Source organism: Streptomyces lasalocidi (genome assembly GCF_005280215.1).
GTDB lineage: Bacteria > Actinomycetota > Actinomycetes > Streptomycetales > Streptomycetaceae > Streptomyces > Streptomyces longwoodensis.
This window is the reverse complement of record NZ_SZNQ01000001.1, coordinates 6,491,665-6,513,131: the sequence shown is the minus strand read 5'-3', so window position 1 is coordinate 6,513,131 and position 21,467 is coordinate 6,491,665. Positions and strand designations below refer to the sequence as shown.

The window sequence follows — 21,467 nt, the reverse complement described above, 5'->3', positions numbered from 1 at the left end:
AAGGAGCGTGCGTCTTGGCGTGTCCGGTCCGCCGCCGTCAGCCGGCCTGCCGGGCGAACGCGTCGTGGGCCCGCTGGTCGAAGAGGACGAAGCGGATCTCCTCGACGGCCGTGTCCGTGGCCCGTACCGTCCCGACGGCGATCCGGGCCCCGTCGTCCAGCGGCCAGCCGTAGACGCCGGTGGAAATGGCCGGGAACGCCACCGTGCGGGCGCCCAGCTCGTCGGCGACGCGCAGGGACTCGCGGTAGCAGGAGGCCAGCAGCCCCGAGCGGTCCTCGGTGTCCGACCAGACGGGGCCGACGGTGTGGATCACCCAGCGCGCGTCCAGGTTCCCGGCGGTGGTGGCGACCGCCCGGCCGGTGGGCAGGCCCCGGCCGTAGCGGGAGGCGCGCAGCCGACGGCACTCCGCGAGGATGTCGGGGCCGCCGCGGCGGTGGATGGCGCCGTCGACGCCTCCGCCGCCGAGCAGGGAGGAGTTGGCCGCGTTGACGATCGCGTCCACGGACTGCCGGGTGATGTCGCCCTGGACGAGGGTGAGGGTGGTCATGGGCCCTTTGTAGCCCGCGGCGCCCGGGAACGCCCGGGCTTTCTTGGACCCCCGGGATGCCTGAGGCCGCTCGGGCTTCCTCGGGGCCGCTCGGGCTTCCTGGCGGCCCAGGCTCTCCTGGCGCCGCTCGGGCCTTGTCGGGGCCGCCGTGGTGGTGTCGTCAGCCCTGCCGGCGCAGGTGCCGCCACACCGCCTTGGCCGCGTTGTGCCCGGACATGCCGTGCACTCCGGGGCCCGGCGGGGTGGCCGAGGAGCAGAGGAAGACGGCCGGGTGCGGGGTGCCGTACGGGAAGAGGGACAGCTTGGGGCGCAGCAGCAGCTGGAGTCCGGACGCCGCGCCGGAGGCGATGTCGCCGCCGACGTAGTTGGCGTTGCGGGCGGCGAGTTCGGCGGGGCCGGCGGTGGCGCGGGCGAGGACGCGGTCCCGGAACCCCGGCGCGAACCGCTCCAGTTGGGCCTCCAGGGCGTCGGTGAGGTCGCCGGTCCAGCCGTTGGGCACGTGGCCGTACGCCCAGAACACGTGCTTGCCCTCGGGGGCGCGGGTGGGGTCCACGACGCTGGGCTGCACGGTGATCATGAACGGCCGGTCGGGAGCGCGGCCCTCGCTGGACGCGGCGCGCAGGGCGGCGCCGATCTCCGCGCTGTTCGCGCCGATCTGCACGGTGCCCGCGGCGCGCGCCTCGGGCGCGGTCCAGGGGACGGGGCCGTCGAGGGCGTAGTCGACCTTGAAGGCGGCGGGGCCGTACCGGAACCGGTCGTAGTACCGGCCGAACCCGGCGATCCGGGCGAGTGCGGTGGGCGAGGTGTCGAAGACGTAGGCGCGGGCCGGGGGCAGGTCGTCGAGGCGCTTGACCTCGTAGTCCGTGTGGATGCTGCCGCCGAGGTCCGTCAGGTAGGCGGCGAGGGCGTCGGAGATCGCCTGGGAGCCGCCGCGGGCGAGGGGCCAGCCGCGGGCGTGCGCGGACAGCGCGAAGACCAGGCCGACGGCGCCGGTGGCGAAGCCGTTCAGCGGGGCCATGACGTGGGCGACCAGACCCGCGAACAGGGTCCGGGCCCGCTCGTCGCGGAACCGGCTGGTCAGCCAGGTCGACGGGGGCAGGCCGGCGAGGCCGAAGCGGGCGAGGGTCAGCGGGTCGCGGGGCAGCCCGCTGGAGGGCAGGGCCATGAAGTCCCGGGCCAGCGTGTCCCACTTGGCGAGGAACGGCTCGACCAGCCTGCGGTACGCCCCCGCGTCGCGCGGGCCGAAGGAGGCGGCCGTCTCGGCGACCGAGCGGGCCAGCACGGCGGCCGTGCCGTCCGGGAAGGGGTGCGCCATGGGCAGCTCGGCGTGCAGCCACCGCAGGCCGTACCGCTCCAGCGGCATCGCGCGGAACGCGGGCGAGTTGACCGCGAGGGGGTGGGCGGCCGAGCACGGGTCGTGCCGGAAGCCCGGCAGGGTGAGTTCCTCGGTGCGGGCTCCCCCGCCCACGGTGTCGCGCGCCTCGAAGAGGGCCACCGAGAATCCACGGCGGGCCAGCTCCACGGCAGCGGTCAGTCCGTTCGGCCCCGCTCCCACCACGACCGCATCGAGCATCGACGGCACTTGGACCCCTTCGTCAGCCGGTGGCCTCTGAGGGATCAGGATATGCCGGGGTCGGAACGGCACCGGCGGGGCGGGGGGCGAACGGCGCGCGCGTCCGCGTGCGGGGTGGGGAGCGGACGGCCGACGCCTCAGGACGTCGTCAGCAGTCCCCGTATCCGGCGGGCCGTGGCCTCGTCGCGGGCCGTGGTGAACGGCAGGGCGTTGCCGCCGGTGATGCGGAAGGGCTCGCCGGTGAGGGTGAGGTGGGCGCCGCCCGCCTCCTCGACGAGCAGCAGGCCGGCCGCGTGGTCCCAGGCGGCCTCCCAGGAGAACACGGTGGCGTCCAGCAGACCCCGGGCGACGGCGAGGTATTCCAGGCCGGCCGAGCCGCAGGGGCGGGGTGCCACGCCGTCGGTCCGCAGGCCGAGCAGGGCGCGCTTCTGCTCTTGGGTGGTGAAGTCGGGGTGGGAGGTGGCCACCTCCAGATCGCGGCCGGCCGCGGGCGGATCCGCGTGCAGCCGCTCGCCGTTCAGGAAGGCGCCGGCGCCCCGCACGGCGGTGGCCAGCTGGGCGCGGGCCGGGGCGTAGGTCCAGGAGGCGAGCAGCTCGCCGTGCCGGGCCAGCGCGACCAGGGTGCAGAAGCCGTCGTCGCCGTGCACGAACTGGCGGGTGCCGTCGACCGGGTCGACGATCCAGACGGGCGCGTCGCCCTGGATCGCGGCGTAGACGGCGGGGTCGGCGTGGACCGCCTCCTCGCCGACGACGATCGAGCCGGGCAGCAGGGCGCCGAGCACTCCGGTCAGGTACAGCTCGGCGTTGCGGTCGGCGTCCGTCACCAGGTCGTGCGGGCCGGTCTTCTGGTCGACCTCGTGCTGCGCGAGGTGCCGGAACCGGGGCAGGATCTCGGTCTCGGCCGCCGTGCGGACGGCGTCCTCGACGTCGGCGGAACGGCGGGCGAGAAACTCGTCGATGGTTTCCGTGTTCACGATCATGCCTCCATGAGAACACGGCCCACTGACAATCCCCGCCGGGCCCGTGTACACCGGGTGGAAAGCGCATGAACTCACGTCTTCGGCGCGTACCGGCGGTCCGGGCAGGCACCCGGCGCCCCGGAGGACCGCGCTCAGCGCCCGACCGCGTACCCCTGCATGCCCCGCGGGTTCGCCGCCGCCGACAGGACACCGCTCTCGGGGTCGCGGGCGACCGCGCACAGGCGGCCCTCGGACCAGGGGGGCCCGACGGTCACCCGGTGGCCGCGCCGCCGCAGCTCCTCGACGACGGCGGCGGGCGTGCGGGACTCGACGGTGAGGCTGCCGGGCCGCATCCCGCGCGGGTAGAACGAGCCGGGGAAGCCGTCGGTGTGCCAGTTCGGTGCGTCGATCGCGCCCTGGAGGTCGAGTCCCCCGCGCACGGGCGCGCGCCGGGCGACCTCCAGGAAGAAGTGCAGCTGCCACTGGTCCTGCTGGTCGCCGCCGGGCGTGCCGAACGCCAGCACCGGCACCCCGTCGCCCAGGGCGATCGAGGGGGTGAGGGTGGTGCGGGGGCGGCGGCGGGGGGTGAGGGAGTTCGGCAGGCCGTCCTCCAGCCAGGTCATCTGCAGCCGGGTGCCGAGCGGGAAGCCCAGTTCGGGCACGACGGGGTTGGACTGGAGCCAGCCGCCGCTGGGGGTGGCGGCGACCAGGTTGCCCCAGCGGTCGACGACGTCGATGTGGCAGGTGTCCCCCGCCACGCGCCCGTCGCGGGCGACCGTGGGCTCGCCGACGCCCATGGGGCTGAAGCCGGGGTCGTCGTCGGCCACCACGTGCGCGTGCGCGCTCAGCCGGGGCGCCCGCCCGCCGGGGCTGCCGGGCCGCAGCTCCAGCGACGCCCCGGCGCCGACCAGGCCCCGCCGCCCGGCGTTGTACTCCCGCGACAGCAGCTCGGCCAGCGGCACCGGCGCCGCGTCGCCGTACCAGGCCTCCCGGTCGGCCATGGCGAGCTTGCAGCCCTCGACCAGCAGGTGGACGTAGTCCGCGCTGCCGCGCTCGGGCAGCTCGCCGGGCAGCAGCGCCAGTTGCTGCAGGAGCGCGGGTCCCTGGCTCCAGGGCCCGGCCTTGCACACGGTCCAGCCGTTCCAGTCGTACGTCGCCGGCGTCTCGTAGGTCGCGGACCAGCCGGCGAGGTCGTCGGCGGTGAGCGTGCCGGTGTGCCGGGTGCCGCTGGTGTCGAGGGTGGGCCGCCCGGCCTGGCGGACCAGTGCCTCGGCGATGAACCCGGACCGCCACACCTCCCGCGCGGCCTCGATGCGCGCCTCGCGGTCCCCGGCGCCCGCGGTCTCGGCGAGCAGCCTGCGCCAGGTGGCGGCGAGGGCGGGGTTGCGCAGCAGTTGTCCGGGCCGGGGGCCCGTCCACCGGGCAGGTACAGCTCGGCGGACGACGTCCACTCGGTCTCGAACAGCTCGCGGACGGTCTCGACGGTGGCGCCGAGGTTCTCCACGGGCGCGTGGCCGTGCTCGGCGTAGCCGACGGCGTACTTCAAGACGTCGTCCAGGGAGCAGGTGCCGTGGTCGCGCAGCAGGACCATCCAGGCGTCGAAGGCGCCCGGCACGGCGGCTGCGAGCGGCCCGGTGCCGGGCACCAGGTCGAGGCCCAGGCCGCGGTAGTGGGCGACGCTCGCCCCGGCCGGTGCGACGCCCTGCCCGCACAGCACCCGCACCTGGCCGCCGGCGGGGGCGAGCAGGATCGGCACCTCACCGGCCGGGCCGTTCAGGTGCGGCTCGACGACGTGCAGCACGAACGCGCCGGCCACCACGGCGTCGTAGGCGTTGCCGCCGTCCTCCAGCACGGCCATCGCCGACTGGGAGGCCAGCCAGTGCGTGGACGAGACCATGCCGTGGGTGCCCTGGAGCGTGGGGCGGGTGGTGAACACGGGGCTGTCACCTCGCTGTGGTCGTGCGTCGGCCGGACCGGTCGCCGGTCAGGCTACCCGGCCCGCGCGGGCCCGCCGGGTCTCAGGTGCCGGCCCGGCCGCGCGCGGTGACCAGCCCCGACTCGTAGGCGAAGACGACCAGTTGGGCGCGGTCGCGGGCGCCCAGCTTGGTCATGGCGCGGCTGATGTGGGTCTTGGCCGTCAGGGGGCTGATGACCATGTGGGCGGCGATCTCCTCGTTGGTCAGGCCACGCGCGGCCAGCGCGGTGACCTCCCGTTCACGGCGGGTGAGGCACTCCAGGCCGGGGGCGTCGGCGCGGTCGGGGGGCCGGGAGACGAACTCCCCGATGAGGGTGCGGGTGACAGCCGGGGACAGCAGGGCCTCGCCGCGCGCGACGACCTCGATCGCCTGGAGCAGGTCGGCCGGCTCGGTGTCCTTCAGCAGGAAGCCGCTCGCGCCCGCGCGCAGGGCATCGAAGACGTACTCGTCGAGGCCGTAGTTGGTGAGGATGACGACCCGCACGCCGGCCAGCGCGGGGTCGGCGGCGATCCGGCGGGTCGCCTCGATGCCCGTCATCACCGGCATCTGCACGTCGATGAGCGCGACGTCGGGCACGGCGGCGCGGACCAGGTCCAGGCCGGCCCGTCCGTCGGCGGCCTCGCCGACCACCTCGATGCCGTCCTCGGCGTCCAGCAGGGCGCGGAAGCCCGCGCGCATCAGCGCCTGGTCGTCGACGAGGGCGACCCTGATCACCGCGGGACCTCGGCCGGGGCGGGGCGCCGGTCGTCCGGCACCCCCTCCTCCCCGCCGTCCAGGGGCAGTTCGGCGTGCACCCGGAAGCCGCCGCCCGCGCGGGGCGCCGCCTCCAGGGTGCCGCCGAGGGCCGTGACCCGCTCGCGCATGCCGGTCAGGCCGATCCCGGGGACCGGCGGGCGGTCCGGGTCGGCGACGCCGTCGTCCTCGACGCGGACCGTCAACCGGTCGTCGTGGTAGGCGAGGTGCACGGCGACCTCGGCGGACCCGGCGTGACGGGCGGCGTTGGTCAGCGCCTCCTGGACGATCCGGTACGCGGCCCGCTCCACCGGGGCGCGCAGGGGGCGTTCCCTGCCGGTCACGGTCAGTGCGGCCGCGAGTCCGGCGGCGCGGGCCCGCTCCACGAGCAGCGCGGGCGACCCGCTCGGCTCGTCGGTGCGCAACACCTCCAGGGTGGCGCGCAGTTCGCGCATCGCCTCACCGCTCGCCTCCTGGATGGCTAGCAGCGGGGCGGGCACCTCGTCGCCGCGCTTGCGGGCCAGGTGCACGGCGACCCCGGCCTGGAGCTTGACGATGGAGATGCTGTGGGTGAGCGAGTCGTGCAACTCGCGGGCGATGCGCAGCCGTTCCTCCCCGGCGCGGCGCAGGGCGGCTTCCTCGCGGGTGCGTTCGGCCTCCATCGCGCGCTGTTCCGTCTGGCGCAGGTAGGCCTGCCAGTTGCGGTCGGCGAGGCCGGTGACGACGGCGCACAGGAACCAGCCCGCCAGCAGCGCGGTGCGTTCGAGCACCGCGTGCGTGCCGGGGCCGGTCGCGACGCAGCCCGCGAGGAACACCGCGCCCGCGAGGGCCGCCAGGCCCCGGTGTCCGGCCCGGGCCGCGGTGTGCACGGCGCCGAGGACGGGCAGGGCGGCCGACGGGCCGGGGTGGGCGTGCAGGACGTGGGCGGTGCCGGCGGCGGTGGCGACGGCCAGCACGGCGCGGGGGGCGGTCCGGTAGCGGGCCAGCGCGGCGCAGGCGACGGCGAGCAGGACGACGTCGAGGGCCGTGGTGCCGGGGTCGGCCGCGGCGACGCCGATGGTCAGCGCGCCCACCACGACGGCGAGGGACGCGTCGGTGATCCGCTCCCTCGTCCTGCCCGTGACCTTCCTCGTCCGAAGCCCGCCCATGATGCCCACCCTAGGGGCCGTCGGCGGGGGCGGCGTCCGACCTGGGGACGGCTCCCGGACTACTCCCGGCGAAGTAGCCGGCGCCGTCCCGGCCTCCCCCGCAGCAGCGCCGATCCACTCCGGCCGTACGACGACCCGGGCCACCCCCGGGGCGCAGGCTGTGGTCCATGTCCACACGCTTCCGTTTCACCGCACCCCCGTCTCCCCGGGCGGCCACGGGCCGCGTCGCCGAGGTGTACGGGCAACTGGCCCGCGACTTCGGCATGCGGGCCCCGGACACCTTCGTCGTGCTTTCATCGACCCCCGAACTGCTCACCGGAGCATGGGCGTTGATGCGCGAGTCGCTGATCGCGGGCCCCGGGGACCGCACGGGCAAGGAACTGGTGGCGCTCGGGGTGTCCCTCGCCAACCGGTGCCCGTTCTGCGTCGACGCGCACACCATGCTGCTGCACGCCACCGGCGACCACGCCCTCGCCGAACGCCTGGCCCGCGGGGACCGCCCCGCCGACGAGGCACACGCGCGCGTGCTGGAGTGGGGCGAGCGGTCCCGGGTGCCGGGCGCCCTCGAGGACGGGCCGTACCCCTTCCCGCGCGCGGACCTGCCCGGGTACCTCGGCACGGCGCTGGCCTTCCACTTCATCAACCGCGTCGTCTCCGCCCTGGTCGGCGAGAGTCTGCTGCCGGGCGGCGCCCAGCGGCTGCGGCCGGTGCGCAGCCTCGGCGGGCGGGCGCTGGCGCGGACCGTGCGCCGCACCGCCCCGCCGGGCGACGCCCTGGCGCTGCTCGACGGGCCCGACCCGGGCGAAGCCCCCGCGTGGGCGGGCGGCACCCCCGTCGGCCTGGCGTACGCGGCGCTGCTGCGGGCGGCCATGGCGGGGGCGGGCCTGCTGGACACCGACGACCAGGACCTCGTGGAGGAGGTCCTGCACGCCTGGGACGGGTCGCACCCGCCGCTCGCCTCGCCGGGGTTCCCGGATCGGCGGGAGCGGCCGGGGGCGCGCCTCGCGCTGCTGGCGGCGCTCGCGCCGTACCGGATCACGGACGAGGACGTGGCGGCCTGGCGGCGGCCGGGGCACACCGACGACTCCCTGGTGCGCCTCGTGTCCTTCGGGGCCTTCCTCGCGGTGGACCGGCTGGAATCGGTCTTCGGCCGCACCTTCGGCCGCTCCCCGGCCCCGACGTTCCCCGCGACATAACCGGACAGACAGCCCGTCAGGGGCGGGGGGCCGTGACCGTGCGGGCACGGAGCGAGGTGACCCTTCCGCGCCCCGGTCAGTCGTGCTTCACTGGCGTCCACCTGTCCGCAGTGTGGACTGGCTCCGCACCCTCCCCCACGAAGAAGTGCGCCGTGCGTTCTCTCCCCCTGCCGCTCGCCCTGACCGCGCGCCTGTCACCGGTGGCCGTACTCGCCTGCATGGGCTGGGCCCTGTCCTCGGGGCCGCTCGCCCCGGCGAAGGACACCGGGGCCCGGGACGCGGGCGGACCGCAGGCGCAGTCGTCGTCCGCGCCCTCCTCCTCGACGGCCGCACCGAAGACGTACGCCGCCGCTCCCCCGCCCTGCGGGAGCGTCGCCGTGAAGACGGTGTCCGCGCTGGTCCCGGGGGCGAAGACGGCCGGCAAGGAGATACCGTCGACCGACGCGGACCTGCGCCGCACCTGCTCGTGGAACGCGCTCAAGGAGTACGACTACCGCTGGCTGGACGTCTCCTTCGAGATCATGGGCTCGGACGACGCGGCGGCCGGCTCGTACCGGGACCGGACCGCCGAGAAGAGCGGCGGCGGGGCGGTGCCGGGCCTCGGCGACGAGGCCTACTCGGTGGTGAACCTGACGACCGAGGACAAGCAGCAGACCCGGGAGGGCGTGGTGATCGTGCGCGCGGCCAACGCGCTGGTCGTCATCACGTACAACGGCAGCGACTTCGAGTCGAAGAAGGCGCCGAGCACGGACGAGATCAACAAGGGTGCGATCAAGGCGGCGAAGGACGCCGTGGCCGCGCTCAGGAGCGGCGCGGGGGCGGCGGCGGGCAGCAGCACACCGCCCGCCACCGACAGCTGACAGCCGACCGCTGACCGCTGACCGCTACGGCGCCTCCGCCGCGTTCGTCGCGTCCGTCGGCGCCGGTTCCCGTTCGCGGGACGCGCGCGGCAGCATCAGGAGCAGGTACAGGGCCATCGACGTGCCCAGGCCCACCGCCCAGCCGTAGTCGGCGAGCGGTTCGAGTGCCGGAATCGGGCGGCCGTCGACCAGCGGCTCGAAGCTGGCGCCGCCGATCGCGAGGACGCCGCCCACCACGAAGGCGACGACGGCCCGCCAGTTCCAGCCGCCCGCGTACCAGTAGCGGCCGCCGGCGCGGTACAGGTCGGCCAGGTGCAGACGGGCGCGGCGCAGCAGCCAGTAGTCGGCGATGAGGATGCCGGCGACGGTGCCGAGCAGGCCGCCGACCAGGCCGAGCCAGGTGAAGATGTAGCCCTGCGGGTCGGAGTACAGCTTCCACGGGCAGATCAGCACCGCGAGCACGGAGGTGACGAGCGCGCCGGCGCGGAAACTCACCTTGCGGGGCGCGACGTTGGAGAAGTCGAAGGCCGGTGAGACCAGGTTGGCCGCGATGTTCACGGAGAGCGTCGCCACCAGGACGGTCACCAGCGCGTACAGCAGGCCCACCACGTTGTCGGTCTTGGCGGCCAGTTGCACCGGGTCCCAGACGGGTTCGCCGTAGACGGCCTGGGAGCCGGAGGTGACGAGCACCGACAGGAAGGCGAACAGCGTCATCGTGGTCGGCAGGCCGAGGGCTTGGCCGCGGGTCTGCGCCTTCTGGCTCCGGCCGTAGCGGGTGAAGTCGGGGATGTTCAGCGAGAGCGTCGACCAGAAGCCGATCATGCCCATCAGCGACGGCCAGAACAGCTTCCAGAAGTCACCGCCCCAGCCGAGCCGGGAGGGCTGGTCGAAGAGCGGGCCGAGGCCGCCGGCCTCGGCGCTCATCCACCAAAGCATCACGAACGCGCCGACCAGGACGAAGGGCGCCGCCCAGTTCTCGAAGCGGCGGATCGTCTCCATTCCCCGGTGGATGATGGCCACTTGGAGCGCCCAGAAGAGTGCGAACGACAGCCACATCGTCCATGCGTAGCCGCCGATCCGGCCCGCGTCGGCCCAGCTGTCGCCGATCAGCTTGCCGGCGAGGAAGTAGATCGCCTCGCCGCCGATCCAGGTCTGGATGCCGAACCAGCCGCACGCCACCAACGCCCGCACGATGGCGGGCAGGTTGGCGCCGCGCACGCCGAAGGAGGCCCGGGCGAACACCGGGAAGGGGATGCCGTACTTGGGTCCGGCGTGGCCGGTGAGCAGCATCGGCACCAGGACGATCACGTTGGCGAGGGCGATGGTGAACACCGCCTGCTTCCAGTCCATGCCGACCGCGATGAGCCCGGAGGCCAGCGTCCAGGAGGCCGTGTTGTGGGCCATGCCGACCCACAGCGCGGAGAAGTTGTACGTGGTCCAGGTGCGCTTGTCGACGGGGACCGGGAGCAGGTCGTCGTTGGCGTAGGGGCCGCTGGGCGGCGGGGTGCCGGGGGCGAGCTCCACCCGGCCGTCGGAAAGGGTGACCTGTGCGGACGGCGGTATCGCCGTGGCAGCGGTGTCGGTCATGGGCAGGCCAATCAGGAGGTGGGACGGGAGAGGCCGTGCGGGCGTGAGGGGGTGCGCGCGTGGGGAGCGCCCTGTGCCCCCTTCCCGCCACGGGACGGGAAGGGGAGACCAACAGTGGGGGTCGGACAGCAGGGTGACGGGTGGTCAGGCGCGCAGGGCCGGGATCACCTCGGCGCCGTAGGCGTCGATGACCGCCTCCTGCGCGTCGTGCATGTCGTAGACGGCGAACTGGTCGACGCCCAGGTCGCGCAGGGCCCTCAGCTTCTCGACGTGCCGGTCGACGGGGCCGATCAGGCAGAACCGGTCGACGATCTCGTCGGGCACGAACCGGGTGTCCGGGTTGCCGCTGCGGCCGTGGTGGGCGTAGTCGTAGCCCTGGCGGGCCTTGATGTAGTCGGTGAGTTCGTCGGGGACGGCCGCCGAGTGCTCGCCGTACTTGGCGACCAGGTCGGCGACGTGGTTGCCGACCATCCCGCCGAACCACCGGCACTGCTCACGGGCGTGGGCGAGCGCCCCGGGCGAGTCGTCCGCGGTGACGTAGGCGGGGGCGGCGACGCACACGGTGACCTCGGACGGGTCGCGGCCGGCCGCCGCGGCCGCGTCCTTGACGGCCTTCACCATGTACTCGGTGAGGTAGGGGTCGGCGAGCTGGAGGATGAACCCGTCGGCCTCCTCACCGGTCATCTTCAGCGCCTTAGGGCCGTACGCCGCCATCCACACGGGCAGGTGGGCGCCCGGCTTGATCCACGGGAACCGCACGACCGTGCCGCCGCCGAGGTCGACCTCCTCGCCCCCGCCGAGGGCGCGGATGACCTTCATGGCCTCGCTGATGCGGGCCAGGGTGTTGGGCTTGCGGCCCGCGACGCGCATCGCGGAGTCGCCGCGGCCGATGCCGCACACCGTGCGGTTGCCGAACATGTCGTTCAGGGTGGCGAAGGTGGAGGCGGTGACCTCCCAGGTGCGGGTGCCCGGGTTGGTGACCATCGGGCCGACGGTCAGCCGCTCGGTCTGCGCGAGGATCTGGCTGTAGATGACGAACGGCTCCTGCCAGAGCACGGCGGAGTCGAAGGTCCAGCCGTACGTGAAGCCGTTGCGTTCCGCCCGCCGCATGAGGTCGACGACCCTCGATGCGGGCGGGTCCGTCTGCAGGACGAGTCCGAAGTCCATGGGCGCCGCTCCTAGGTGAGGTACTGACAGGTCGAACGCGGGGTGTAGGCGCCGTGGCCGGCGCGTCCGGTGTACTCCCGCTGGTCGATGACGAGTTCACCGCGCGACAGGACGCTCTCGACGCGGCCGGTGACGCGCCTGCCCTCGTACGCCGAGTAGTCGACGTTCATGTGGTGGGTCTCGGCGGACAACACCTGCTCGGCGTGCGGGTCGTAGATCACGACGTCGGCGTCGGCGCCCGGGGCCAGGGTGCCCTTCTTCGGGTAGAGGCCGAACATGCGGGCCGGGGTGGCGCAGGCGATCTCGATCCAGCGGCGCCGAGAGATGTGCCCGTCCACGACGGCCTGGTGGAGCAGGTCCATGCGGTTCTCGACGCCCGGCAGGCCGTTGGGGATCTTGGAGAAGTCGCCCCGGCCGAGCTCCTTCTGGCCCACGAAGCAGAAGGGGCAGTGGTCGGTGGAGACCACCTGGAGGTCGTTGGTGCGCAGGCCCCGCCACAGCCGGGCCTGGTGCTCCCTGGGGCGAAGGGGCGTGGAGCACACGTACTTGGCGCCCTCGAAGTCCGGTTCGGCGAGGTTGTCGGTCGACAGGAACAGGTACTGCGGGCAGGTCTCGCCGAAGACGTTCAGCCCCTCGTCGCGGGCGCGCGCCAGCTCGGCGACCGACTCCATGGCCGAGACGTGCACGACGTACAGGGGAGCGCCCGCGACCTGGGCGAGCCGGATGGCGCGGTGGGTCGCCTCGGCCTCCAGCAGGGCCTTGCGGACCTCGCCGTGGTGGCGCGGGTCGGTCTCACCGCGGGCCAGGGCCTGCTCCACGAGCACGTCGATGGCGATGCCGTTCTCGGCGTGCATCATGATCAGGCCGCCGTTCTCGGCGGAGCGCTGCATGGCGCGCAGGATCTGGCCGTCGTCGGAGTAGAAGACGCCCGGGTAGGCCATGAACTGCTTGAAGCTGGTCACGCCCTCCTCCACCAGGAGGTCCATCTCCTTCAGCGTCTCCTGGTTGACGTCGGAGACGATCATGTGGAAGCCGTAGTCGATCGCGCAGTTGCCCTCCGCCTTGGCGTGCCAGGCGTCCAGGCCCTCGCGCAGGGAGCGGCCGACGCCCTGCACCGCGAAGTCGACGATGGTGGTGGTGCCGCCCCAGGCGGCGGCCCGGGTGCCGGTCTCGAAGGTGTCGGAGGCGAAGGTGCCGCCGAACGGCAGCTCCATGTGGGTGTGGACGTCGACGCCACCCGGGATCACGTACTTCCCGGTGGCGTCGATGACGCGGTCGCCGGTCCAGGCCGCGGCGGCCGGGGTGCCGGAGGCGGCGAGGGCGGCGACACGGCCGTCCTCGATCAGGACGTCGGCGTGGATCTCGTCGGACGCGGTGACGACGAGGCCACCGCGGATCACGGTACGGCTGCTCATGCGGGACGCTCCGCTGGGTCGGGGTCGGCAGGACGCGGGGGTGTGGACGAGGGCGAGGGGGGTCCCCGCGTCCCCGCGGGCGCCCGGCCCGTCGGGGACGCGGGGGGATGTCCGGTGCGGTGCCCGGAAGGGCGCTCCGTGGGACGTCCGGGACGATCTGCGCGGCCGAGCCCGGCTACGGCGCGGTCAGCGGCTCGTACGCCTCCGGGCGGCGGTCCCGGTAGAACTGCCAGCGGTCGCGCACCTCGCGCAGCTTGCCCAGGTCCAGGTCGCGCACGACGAGTTCGGTCTCCTTGTCGCTCGCGACCTCGCCGACGAACTGGGCCTCCGGGTCGACGAAGTAGCTCGTGCCGTAGAAGTCGTTGTCGCCCAGGTCCTCCACGCCGACCCGGTTGATCGCGCCGACGAAGTACTCGTTGGCCGCGGCCGCCGCCGGCTGCTCCAGCTGCCACAGGTAGCGGGACAGCCCGCGCGAGGTGGCCGACGGGTTGAACACGATCTCGGCGCCCGCGAGGCCCAACGCCCGCCAGCCCTCGGGGAAGTGGCGGTCGTAGCAGATGTAGACACCGACCTTGCCGACGGCGGTGTCGAAGACGGGCCAGCCGGCGTTGCCCGGCTTGAAGTAGAACTTCTCCCAGAAGCCCCGCACCTGCGGGATGTGGTGCTTGCGGTACTTGCCGAGGTAGGAGCCGTCGGCGTCGATCACGGCGGCCGTGTTGTAGAGGACCCCGGGCTGCTCCTCCTCGTACACCGGCAGGACCAGGACGATGCCGTGCTCCCGAGCGAGGGCCCGGAAGCGCTCCACGACCGGCCCGTCGGGGACGCGTTCGGCGTACGCGTAGAAGGCCGGGTCCTGGACCTGGCAGAAGTACGGTCCGTAGAACAGCTCTTGGAAGCACAGCACCTGGGCGCCCTGGGCGGCCGCGTCGCGCACGGCCTGCTCGTGCACCTCGATCATCGACTCCTTGTCGCCGGTCCACGCGGTCTGGAAGACGGCGGCGCGGATCACTCTGCTCATCGGGACCTCCGGTCGCTCGGTGTGCTCGCTGAAGGAGCGTAGGAACCGGGGAGGTCGTCCTTGAGGTGCAGCGTGTCACGTCCGCACCCGTGCGGCATGTCACCGTGTCACGCTTGCGAGGGCTCATGTTTCACCGTCGTTTTCCCAGGTGGTTCGGTGTTTCAGCGCGGTTGCGCGGGCGCGGTGCCGCCCTGTTGGGCGTCGTGGGCGAGGAGCGCGATGTGGACGGAGGCCGCCTGTTCGAAGTCGTCGAGGTCGACGCCGAGGCGGGTCCGTATCGCCTCCAGGCGGCGGTACAGGGCGGGGCGCGAGACGTGGTGGAGCTGGGCGGTGCGCGACTTGTTGCGGCCGGTCGCGAGGTAGGTGCGCAGCACGGACAGCAGGTCGTCGTCGCCGGCCCGCAGCAGCCCGTCCAGCTCGCGCTCGGCGAAGGACTGCACGTGCGGGTCGTCGCGCAACAGCCGTACCAGGCCCCGCAGGTGGACGTCGCGCAGCCGGACCACGGGCGGCAGGCCGAGGGCGGCGGTGGAGCCGGCGACGGCCTCGGCGACGTGCCGGGCCTCGCGCAGCCCGGCCGGTACGTCGTCCCAGGCGGTGCGCGGTCCGGCCGCGGCGACGACGGGGCGCGGCTCGCCCGCCCCGGTGCGCAGCCGCGCCGCGAAGTGCGCGGCCATCGCGTCGGCGTCCTGGTCGCGGGCGAGGCTGAGCAGGACGGCGGTGGCCCCGTCGCCGAGGTCGGCGACCAGCCCGGGCAGGCCCAGCACGCGCAGCGTCCGGTCGAGCCGCGCGGGGTCGCCGTCACGGACGACCAGCGGGAGGAAGGCGCGGCGGTTCACGGGCAGCCCGGCCGCCCGTGCCCGCGGCAGCAGCTGCCGGGCCGGAACGGCGCCGGAGACCAGGTCGGTGAGCAGGCCCTGCGCGGACTGCTCCTCCCAGGAGGAGGCGGAGCCGCCGAGCATGCGGTGCAGCACGAGCGCCTCGGCGGCCCGGTCGGCGAGCAGCCGCCCGCCGGCGCCGTCGCCCCGGTAGCCGCACAGCGTGATGCGGCCCCACTGCTCCCCGCGCCCGCCCAGCTCGGCGCGGATCCAGCCGTCGCCCTCGCTGCCCCCGGCCTGGCGGGCGATGCGCTCCCAGTCGCGCAGCACGTCGTCGACGGCCGGCCGCTCCCCCGCCGTGGCCAGCACGCGGTGGGCGAGGTTGGTGACGACGACGGGGCAGCCGCTGTGCCGGGCGACCTCGTCGAGCAGCCGCTGCAGCGGGGCGCCGGCCGTGATCAGCCGGGTGAGGGCGGTGCGCACCGACTCCGACAGGCTGACGGCGGCGAACTTGCGCCGCACCAGCCGGGACTGCACCTCCTCGGTCAGCTCGGCGAAGGGGAACGGGCGGTGCAGGACGACCATGGGCAGCCCGCACCGCTCGGCGGCCCGGCGCATCGCGTCCGGCGGTGCGGGGAACGCCCGGCCGAGGCCGAGGACCACGGCCGCCGCCTCGGCGCGGTGCAGGGACCGCACGTACTCGGTCTGCCTGCCCTCGTCCCCGGCGAGCAGGACGCCCGTGGTGAGCACCATCTCGCCACCGCTGAGCATCACGCCGACGTCGGCGGCCTCGGCGACGTGCACCCAGCGCACGGGCCGGTCCAGCTGCGCCGCCCCCGCCACCACCTCCGGCTCCCCGGCCAGGACCCGCTCCAGGGACAGGACCTGACGGACCGACAGCGCGTCCAGCGGTTCGGCGCGTCCCCAGGAATCCGACGTGGCCGTCATGACGGTTCCCCTTCGCTTCCGTGGCCCGGTGCGCCCGCGGGGCGCCGGAGCCCGTGCCGCGCTACTGCGTGCTCCGCAGGGCGTCCTCGAGGATCGCGGCGCCCTCCTCGGCCTCCGCGACGGTCAGGGACAGCGGCGGCGCGACGCGCAGCGCGCTGGTGTCGTGCCCGCCGCCCTTGCCGATGAGCAGCCCGCCCGCGCGGGCCGCCTCCAGCACCGCGGCGGCCCGGTCCGGGTCGGCCCGGTCGGTGCCGGGCCTGACCAGCTCGATGCCGATCATCAGGCCGCGGCCGCGCACCTCGCGCACCCCCTCGACCTGCGCGGCGACGGCTCGCAGCCGCTCCAGCAGCAGCCCGCCGACGCGCCGCGCGTTACCCTGGAGGTCGTGCTCCAGCAGGTACGTCAGGTTCGCCAGGCCCGCCGCCATGGTGATCTGGGTGCCGCCGAAGGTGGAGATGCTGTTGGCGTCGAGGCAGTTCATGATCTCGGAGCGGGCGATGACGCCGCCGATGGACATGCCGTTGCCGATGCCCTTGGCGAAGGTCACGATGTCGGGCGGGCCGCTGCGCCCGTGCGCCTGCCAGCCCCAGAAGTGGTCGCCGGTGCGGCCCCAGCCGGTCTGCACCTCGTCGGCGATCCACAGCGCGCCCCGCTCGCGCAGCACCTCGCGGAAGGCGGCGTACAGGCCGTCCGGGGGTGAGGTGAAGCCGCCGACGCCCTGGACGGGCTCGGCGATCAGCGCGGCGGGCGGGCGGGTGTGGCCGAGCAGGTCGCGCAGGTCCTCGACGCAGGCGGCGGTGAACGCCTCGTCGTCGAGGTGGGCGTACGGGCCGCGGGTGCGGACGCCGCCGTGGACGTAGAGCGTCTGCAGCGGGGACAGCGAGGTGGGCGACCAGCCGCGGTTGCCGGTGATGCCGACCGCGCTGAAGGACCGGCCGTGGTAGCTGTTGCGCATCGCCAGGACCGTGTTGCTGCGCCGGTAGGTGGTGGCGAGCAGCAGCGCGGTGTCGTTGGCCTCGGTGCCGGAGGTGGTGAAGAAGACCCGGGCGTCGGGGATGGCGCTGATCTGCGCGACGCGCTCGGCGAGTTCCACCATCGGGCGGTTCAGGTAGAGGGTGGAGGAGTGGACGATCCGCCCGGCCTGTTCGGCGACCGCCTTGGTCACCTCGGGCAGGGCGTGCGCGGTCATCGTGGTGAGGATGCCGCCGAAGAAGTCCAGGTACCGGTTGCCGTGGGCGTCCCAGACGTACCGGCCCTCGCCATGGGTGATCTCCAGCGGGTCCTCGTAGTAGAGGGCCAGCCAGTCGGGCAGGACGGTGCGGTGGCGGGAGTACAGGTCGTTCACGGCTGCACCAGCCCCTCGTAGGCGTCGGGCCGGCGGTCGCGGTAGAACGCCCACTGCTGCCGGACCTCCTCGATCACGTCGAAGTCGAGGTCGCGGACCAGCAGTTCCTCCTTGGTGTCGCTGGCGGCGTCGCCGACGACCTGGCCGCGCGGGTCGACGAAGTAGCTCGTGCCGTAGAAGTCGTTGTCGCCGTAGATCTCCTGGCCGACGCGGTTGATCGCGGCGACGTAGTACTCGTTGGCGACGGCCGCGGCGGGCTGCTCCAGCCGCCACAGGTAGGACGACAGGCCGCGGTGCGTTGCCGACGGGTTGTAGACCAGCTGGGCCCCGTTCAGGCCGAGTTGGCGCCAGCCCTCGGGGAAGTGGCGGTCGTAGCAGATGTAGACGCCGACCTTGCCGACGGCGGTGTCGAAGACGGGCCAGCCGAGGTTGCCGGGCTTGAAGTAGTACTTCTCCCAGAAGCCGCGCACCTGCGGGATGTGGTGCTTGCGGTACTTGCCGAGGTAGGAGCCGTCGGCGTCGATCACGGCGGCGGTGTTGTAGTAGAACCCGGACTGCTCGACCTCGAAGACCGGGACCACGATCACCATTCCGGTCTCGCGCGCCAGCTCCCGCATCCGGCGCACGGTCGGACCGTCGGGCACCGGCTCGGCCCAGCGGTAGTGCTCCGGTTCCTGCACCTGGCAGAAGTAGGGCGCGTTGAAGACCTCCTGGAAGCCGATGACCTTCGCGCCCTGCCGGGCCGCCGCGCGGGCGTGCTCCTCGTGTTTCGCCACCATGGACTCGGTGTCGCCGGTCCAGGTGGCCTGGACCAGTGCGGCACGTACGACGTTGGCCATGAGCTGCTCCTTCGACGGGACCGTCAGAGCCTCTACGCCCGTAGAACAGGCCTTAGAGGGACGAACGTAAGCCTCTCGGACGGCCTTGCCAAGACCATCGTCGTCAACCCGGTGAGTCGATCGCGTTTCACACTCCGGTGGGTGAGCCGTGGGGCGTACGGCGTACGCACCGGTCCCGGCCGGCCGGCCCGGGCCGGGGCGTGCTCAGGTGCCGAGGCCCGCCACCCGGAGGGCGTGCACCAGGTCCCGGTACCGGGCGTCCGAGACGCCCCGGGCGGCCTCCAGCAGCAGTGGCGCCAGGGTGCGCGGCTCGGGTGCGGCGCTGCGGGCGGCCTCCTCGGGGGCGCGGACCCGGACGTACGCGTCGAGCAGCGCGCGCACCTCGCGGTGGCGGCCCTGGGCGGCCAGGTCCCGTACGGCCTCTCCCATCTCCTCGGCGGGGCGGCCGACGCCCTGCCGCAGGATCCGCTCGGCGTCGTCCGCGCGCCCGGCCGCGAGCAGCGCGTCCGCGGCCGCGACCAGCCGCTCGACCGGCAGCGACGCCGTCTCCCACAGCAGGGTCGCCCAGTCGGCGCCCAGTCCGGCGTGCTGGAGTTCCGCGGCGAGCAGCGGCACGCGGGCCGCCGGCCAGTACGCCAGCTCCACGAGCAGGGCGTGCGCCTCGCCGCTGAGCCCCCGTGCCCGCAAGGCCACCAGCCGCTCCACGGCCCCGGCCGCCTCCTGGCGCGCCCGGTCGTCCACCGGGCCGGTCTCCCGCGGCCGCGGGGCGGACGGCGCCTCCCGCTCGGCGGCGGCCCCGGCGAAGCGCGCGCCCCGCAGGCCCCGGCGGCCGGTGGGGGCGGGTGCGGGCCCGAGCCCCGGCAGCGCGGGTTCCCCCTCCCCCTGCGCCGGTACGGCCACGGCGGCGTCCTCCGCCATTCCGGCGAACCGGGCACTGCCCCGCCGCCGCTTGCGCTGCTTGGGGACGGTGGGGGCGGGGGGCTGCGCGGGGTCGGGGTGCGGGTCGGCGTGCGGGCCGGCGGGGTTTCCGTAGGGGCCGTCCGCGTGCGGGTCGGCGGGGTTTCCGTAGGGGCCGTCCGCGTGCGGGTCGGCGGGGTTTCCGTAGGGGCCGTCCGCGTGCGGGCCGGGGGCGTGGGCGGGGTCCCTGCGGGCGGGGTCCGGGTGTCCGTCCGCACTCGTCCAGCCGGGACCGGTGAGCGCGGGGCCTCCCCCGGCCAGCCGGTCGGCCGCGGTGACACCGTACTCGTGCGCGGCGACGCGATCGGTCCGGTCGGTCCGGTCGGTCCGGTCCGTCAGGTCCCCGCCGGCGGTGAAGTCGGCGACCGGGCCCGCTGGACCGCTCCGATCGGCCGGCCCCGTCGGGTCGGTGAAGTCGCCTGGGTGGGCGGGCCCGTCGAAGTCCGCCGCGACCACCGGGCCACCCCCGTCGAGCGGACCCGTCGGGACAGTGACGTCACCGCGGGCGAAGAAGCCCGTGAAGTCCGCCGCGACCGCCGGTTCGCCCGTCCCCGCCCCGTACGCCGGGTCCCTCGGTCCGCTCGCGGCCGGCGTGGCGCGCGGGCGGCCGGGGTCGGTCCGGTGCCGGGGGTCGGTGCGCTCCCTGGCGCGGTCGTCCCGGGCCGCCAGGCGGCGGCGCAGCTCGGCGCAGCGGGCCGTGGCGCGTGCGTGGTCGTCGTGGGCCCAGGCCAGGTCGAGGCGGAGGGCTTCGGTCTCCTCGGGGGTGCTCGCGGCGGCGAGGAGGCGGCCGAGTTCGGCCTGGCGCTCGGCGGCGTAGCGCTGCTCGCGGAGCATGACGTCGAGGCGGTCCTCCAAGGCGTCGCGCCCGCCGGGCCGGTCGTCGTGGGCGACGAGCGCAGCGGCGTGCAGCGGGCGGAGCCGCTCTGCCTCCTGCTCGGCGGCCCGGGCGCCGTAGGCCGCGGCGACGTCCTGGAGCAGCGCCTCCACCACGTCCCAGGGCGGCACCTCGCGCCCCTCCACGCACTCGCGCATGCCGTCGGGGTCGCGCCGCCAGAACACCCCGGCCCAGCCGGCGCCCTGGTCGACGCGCGCCAAGAGGCCGCCGAGGCGGTGCGCGAACTCCCGCGCCTCCTCCGGGAGCTGATCCACCGTCATCGCCGTCCCCCACCCGACCGGAACACTCAGCTCCGAGAAAACACCAACCGTGTTACGGACCGGCTACGGGGAGTTTTCGAAGGGGACGCGAACGCACCGGCGGGCCGCCCGGCCCGCACGCTCACACCCCCATGAACGCGCACCGCCCCGCCAGCTCGTCCATGGACAGGCCGAGGGCACCGGCCAGCGCGGCGACCGTGAAGAAGGCGGGTGTCGGGGCCCGGCCGGTCTCGATCTTGCGCAGGGTCTCGGCGGAGATGCCCGCGGCGGCGGCGACGTCGGCCATGCTCCGCCCACCGCGGGCCTCACGGAGGAAACGGCCGAGCCGCTCGCCGCGTTCACGCTCTTCGGGGGTCAAGGGGGTGCGCACCATGCCACCATTCTAATACCGGTATAGTAATTGGCATGGTGGAACTGAAGACGAAGACCTCGATCGACGCGATGTACGAGGCGGGCCAGGTCGTCGCCCGGGCCCTGACGGCCGCGCGCGACGCCGCCGACGTGGGCGTTTCCCTGCTGGAGCTGGACGAGCTCGCCCACGGGGTGCTGCGGGAGGCGGGCGCGACGTCCCCGTTCCTCGGCTACCGGCCGTCCTTCGCGCCGACGCCGTTCCCGGCGGTGCTGTGCACCTCCGTCAACGACGCCGTCGTCCACGGCGTCCCGACCGACTACCGGCTGCGCGACGGCGACCTGGTCTCGCTGGACTTCGGCGCCCAGCTGAACGGCTGGGCCGGCGACTCCGCGCTCAGCTTCGTCGTGGGCACGCCCCGCCCGGCGGACGCCCGCCTCGTCGAGACGGCCGAGCGGGCCCTGGCCGCGGGCATCGCGGCCGCCGTGCCGGGCAACCGCATGGGCGACATCGGCCACGCCATCGGCACGGTCTGCCGCTCGGCCGGCTACGGCATCCTGGACGACTTCGGCGGCCACGGCATCGGCCGTCGTATGCACGAGGACCCGCCCGTGCCCAACGAGGGCCGCCCCGGCCGCGGGCTCCCGCTGCACCCCGGCATGGTCCTGGCGATCGAGCCGATGCTGCTCGCGGGCGGCCGCGACGACTACCACGTGGCCCCGGACGGCTGGACGCTGCGCACCAACGACGGCTCGCGCGCGGCCCACGCCGAACACACGGTGGCGATCACCGAGAGCGGCCCGAGGGTGCTGACCGAGCGCCGCTGACACGCCCGGTGGACCGCGGCCGACGGCCTCCCACCAGGCAGGACGCGCCTTTCC

The 21,467-nt window shown here is 74.5% G+C and carries 17 protein-coding genes and 1 pseudogene; 3 read left to right on the top strand and 15 right to left on the bottom strand.

Annotated features, from left to right (window positions below; genetic code table 11):
* Positions 1-37: 37 nt before the first annotated feature.
* The 6 genes and pseudogenes from E4U91_RS29400 to E4U91_RS29375 all read right to left on the bottom strand — a co-directional run bounded on the left by E4U91_RS29400 (position 38) and on the right by E4U91_RS29375 (position 6,935).
* Positions 38-547, bottom strand: coding sequence for an O-acetyl-ADP-ribose deacetylase (locus E4U91_RS29400; protein WP_137309600.1), 510 nt, complete (start codon positions 545-547; stop codon positions 38-40).
* A gap of 160 nt (positions 548-707) precedes the next feature.
* Complete coding sequence (locus tag E4U91_RS29395) at positions 708-2,120, bottom strand: phytoene desaturase family protein (protein ID WP_137309599.1); 1,413 nt, start codon at positions 2,118-2,120, stop codon at positions 708-710.
* 137 nt (positions 2,121-2,257) lie between these two features.
* Positions 2,258-3,100 (bottom strand): inositol monophosphatase family protein, encoded by an 843-nt coding sequence (locus E4U91_RS29390; RefSeq protein ID WP_137309598.1) that lies wholly within the window; start codon positions 3,098-3,100, stop codon positions 2,258-2,260.
* A 131-nt stretch (positions 3,101-3,231) separates the two neighbouring features.
* A pseudogene (locus E4U91_RS29385) lies at positions 3,232-5,015 on the bottom strand (gamma-glutamyltransferase family protein).
* 82 nt (positions 5,016-5,097) lie between these two features.
* Complete coding sequence (locus E4U91_RS29380; RefSeq protein ID WP_137309597.1) at positions 5,098-5,769, bottom strand: response regulator; 672 nt, start codon at positions 5,767-5,769, stop codon at positions 5,098-5,100.
* Entirely contained in the window at positions 5,766-6,935 is a 1,170-nt protein-coding gene (locus E4U91_RS29375; protein ID WP_137309596.1) for a sensor histidine kinase, read from the bottom strand. Before E4U91_RS29375 ends, E4U91_RS29380 begins: the two co-directional genes overlap by 4 nt.
* Before the next feature lie 167 nt (positions 6,936-7,102).
* Between E4U91_RS29375 and E4U91_RS29370 the strand changes: the two genes are divergently transcribed.
* Together E4U91_RS29370 and E4U91_RS29365 are read left to right on the top strand one after the other, a co-directional pair.
* Positions 7,103-8,131 (top strand): carboxymuconolactone decarboxylase family protein, encoded by a 1,029-nt coding sequence (locus tag E4U91_RS29370; protein ID WP_137309595.1) that lies wholly within the window; start codon positions 7,103-7,105, stop codon positions 8,129-8,131.
* A 152-nt stretch (positions 8,132-8,283) separates the two neighbouring features.
* On the top strand, positions 8,284-8,991 hold the full coding sequence (locus E4U91_RS29365; RefSeq protein WP_137309594.1) for a hypothetical protein: 708 nt from the start codon (positions 8,284-8,286) through the stop codon (positions 8,989-8,991).
* 24 nt (positions 8,992-9,015) lie between these two features.
* On the opposite strand, the gene E4U91_RS29360 is transcribed toward E4U91_RS29365, so the two are convergent.
* From E4U91_RS29360 to E4U91_RS29320, 9 genes are all read right to left on the bottom strand, one after another.
* On the bottom strand, positions 9,016-10,578 hold the full coding sequence (locus E4U91_RS29360) for an NCS1 family nucleobase:cation symporter-1 (RefSeq protein WP_168218188.1): 1,563 nt from the start codon (positions 10,576-10,578) through the stop codon (positions 9,016-9,018).
* A gap of 144 nt (positions 10,579-10,722) precedes the next feature.
* The gene (locus tag E4U91_RS29355) at positions 10,723-11,745 is read right to left on the bottom strand and encodes a TIGR03842 family LLM class F420-dependent oxidoreductase (RefSeq protein ID WP_137309592.1); all 1,023 of its coding nucleotides are present in this window, start codon (positions 11,743-11,745) and stop codon (positions 10,723-10,725) included.
* An 11-nt stretch (positions 11,746-11,756) separates the two neighbouring features.
* A complete protein-coding gene (hydA, locus tag E4U91_RS29350; protein ID WP_137309591.1) occupies positions 11,757-13,160 on the bottom strand; it encodes a dihydropyrimidinase in 1,404 nt (467 codons plus the stop codon).
* Positions 13,161-13,335: 175 nt separating this feature from the next.
* Positions 13,336-14,178, bottom strand: coding sequence for a nitrilase-related carbon-nitrogen hydrolase (locus E4U91_RS29345; RefSeq protein WP_067230305.1), 843 nt, complete (start codon positions 14,176-14,178; stop codon positions 13,336-13,338).
* Between the two features lie 161 nt (positions 14,179-14,339).
* Complete coding sequence (locus E4U91_RS29340; RefSeq protein ID WP_137309590.1) at positions 14,340-15,941, bottom strand: PucR family transcriptional regulator; 1,602 nt, start codon at positions 15,939-15,941, stop codon at positions 14,340-14,342.
* Between the two features lie 61 nt (positions 15,942-16,002).
* Complete coding sequence (locus E4U91_RS29335; protein ID WP_137309589.1) at positions 16,003-17,286, bottom strand: aspartate aminotransferase family protein; 1,284 nt, start codon at positions 17,284-17,286, stop codon at positions 16,003-16,005.
* A complete protein-coding gene (locus E4U91_RS29330; protein WP_137309588.1) occupies positions 17,283-18,125 on the bottom strand; it encodes a nitrilase-related carbon-nitrogen hydrolase in 843 nt (280 codons plus the stop codon). Before E4U91_RS29330 ends, E4U91_RS29335 begins: the two co-directional genes overlap by 4 nt.
* Before the next feature lie 204 nt (positions 18,126-18,329).
* Positions 18,330-20,237: a hypothetical protein gene (locus E4U91_RS29325; protein ID WP_137309587.1), complete on the bottom strand. Its 1,908-nt coding sequence runs from the start codon at positions 20,235-20,237 to the stop codon at positions 18,330-18,332.
* Between the two features lie 121 nt (positions 20,238-20,358).
* Positions 20,359-20,610, bottom strand: coding sequence for a helix-turn-helix domain-containing protein (locus tag E4U91_RS29320; RefSeq protein ID WP_137309586.1), 252 nt, complete (start codon positions 20,608-20,610; stop codon positions 20,359-20,361).
* A 32-nt stretch (positions 20,611-20,642) separates the two neighbouring features.
* On the opposite strand from E4U91_RS29320, the gene map reads away from it, so the two are divergent.
* A complete protein-coding gene (gene map / locus E4U91_RS29315; RefSeq protein WP_137309585.1) occupies positions 20,643-21,413 on the top strand; it encodes a type I methionyl aminopeptidase in 771 nt (256 codons plus the stop codon).
* Positions 21,414-21,467: the final 54 nt, after the last annotated feature.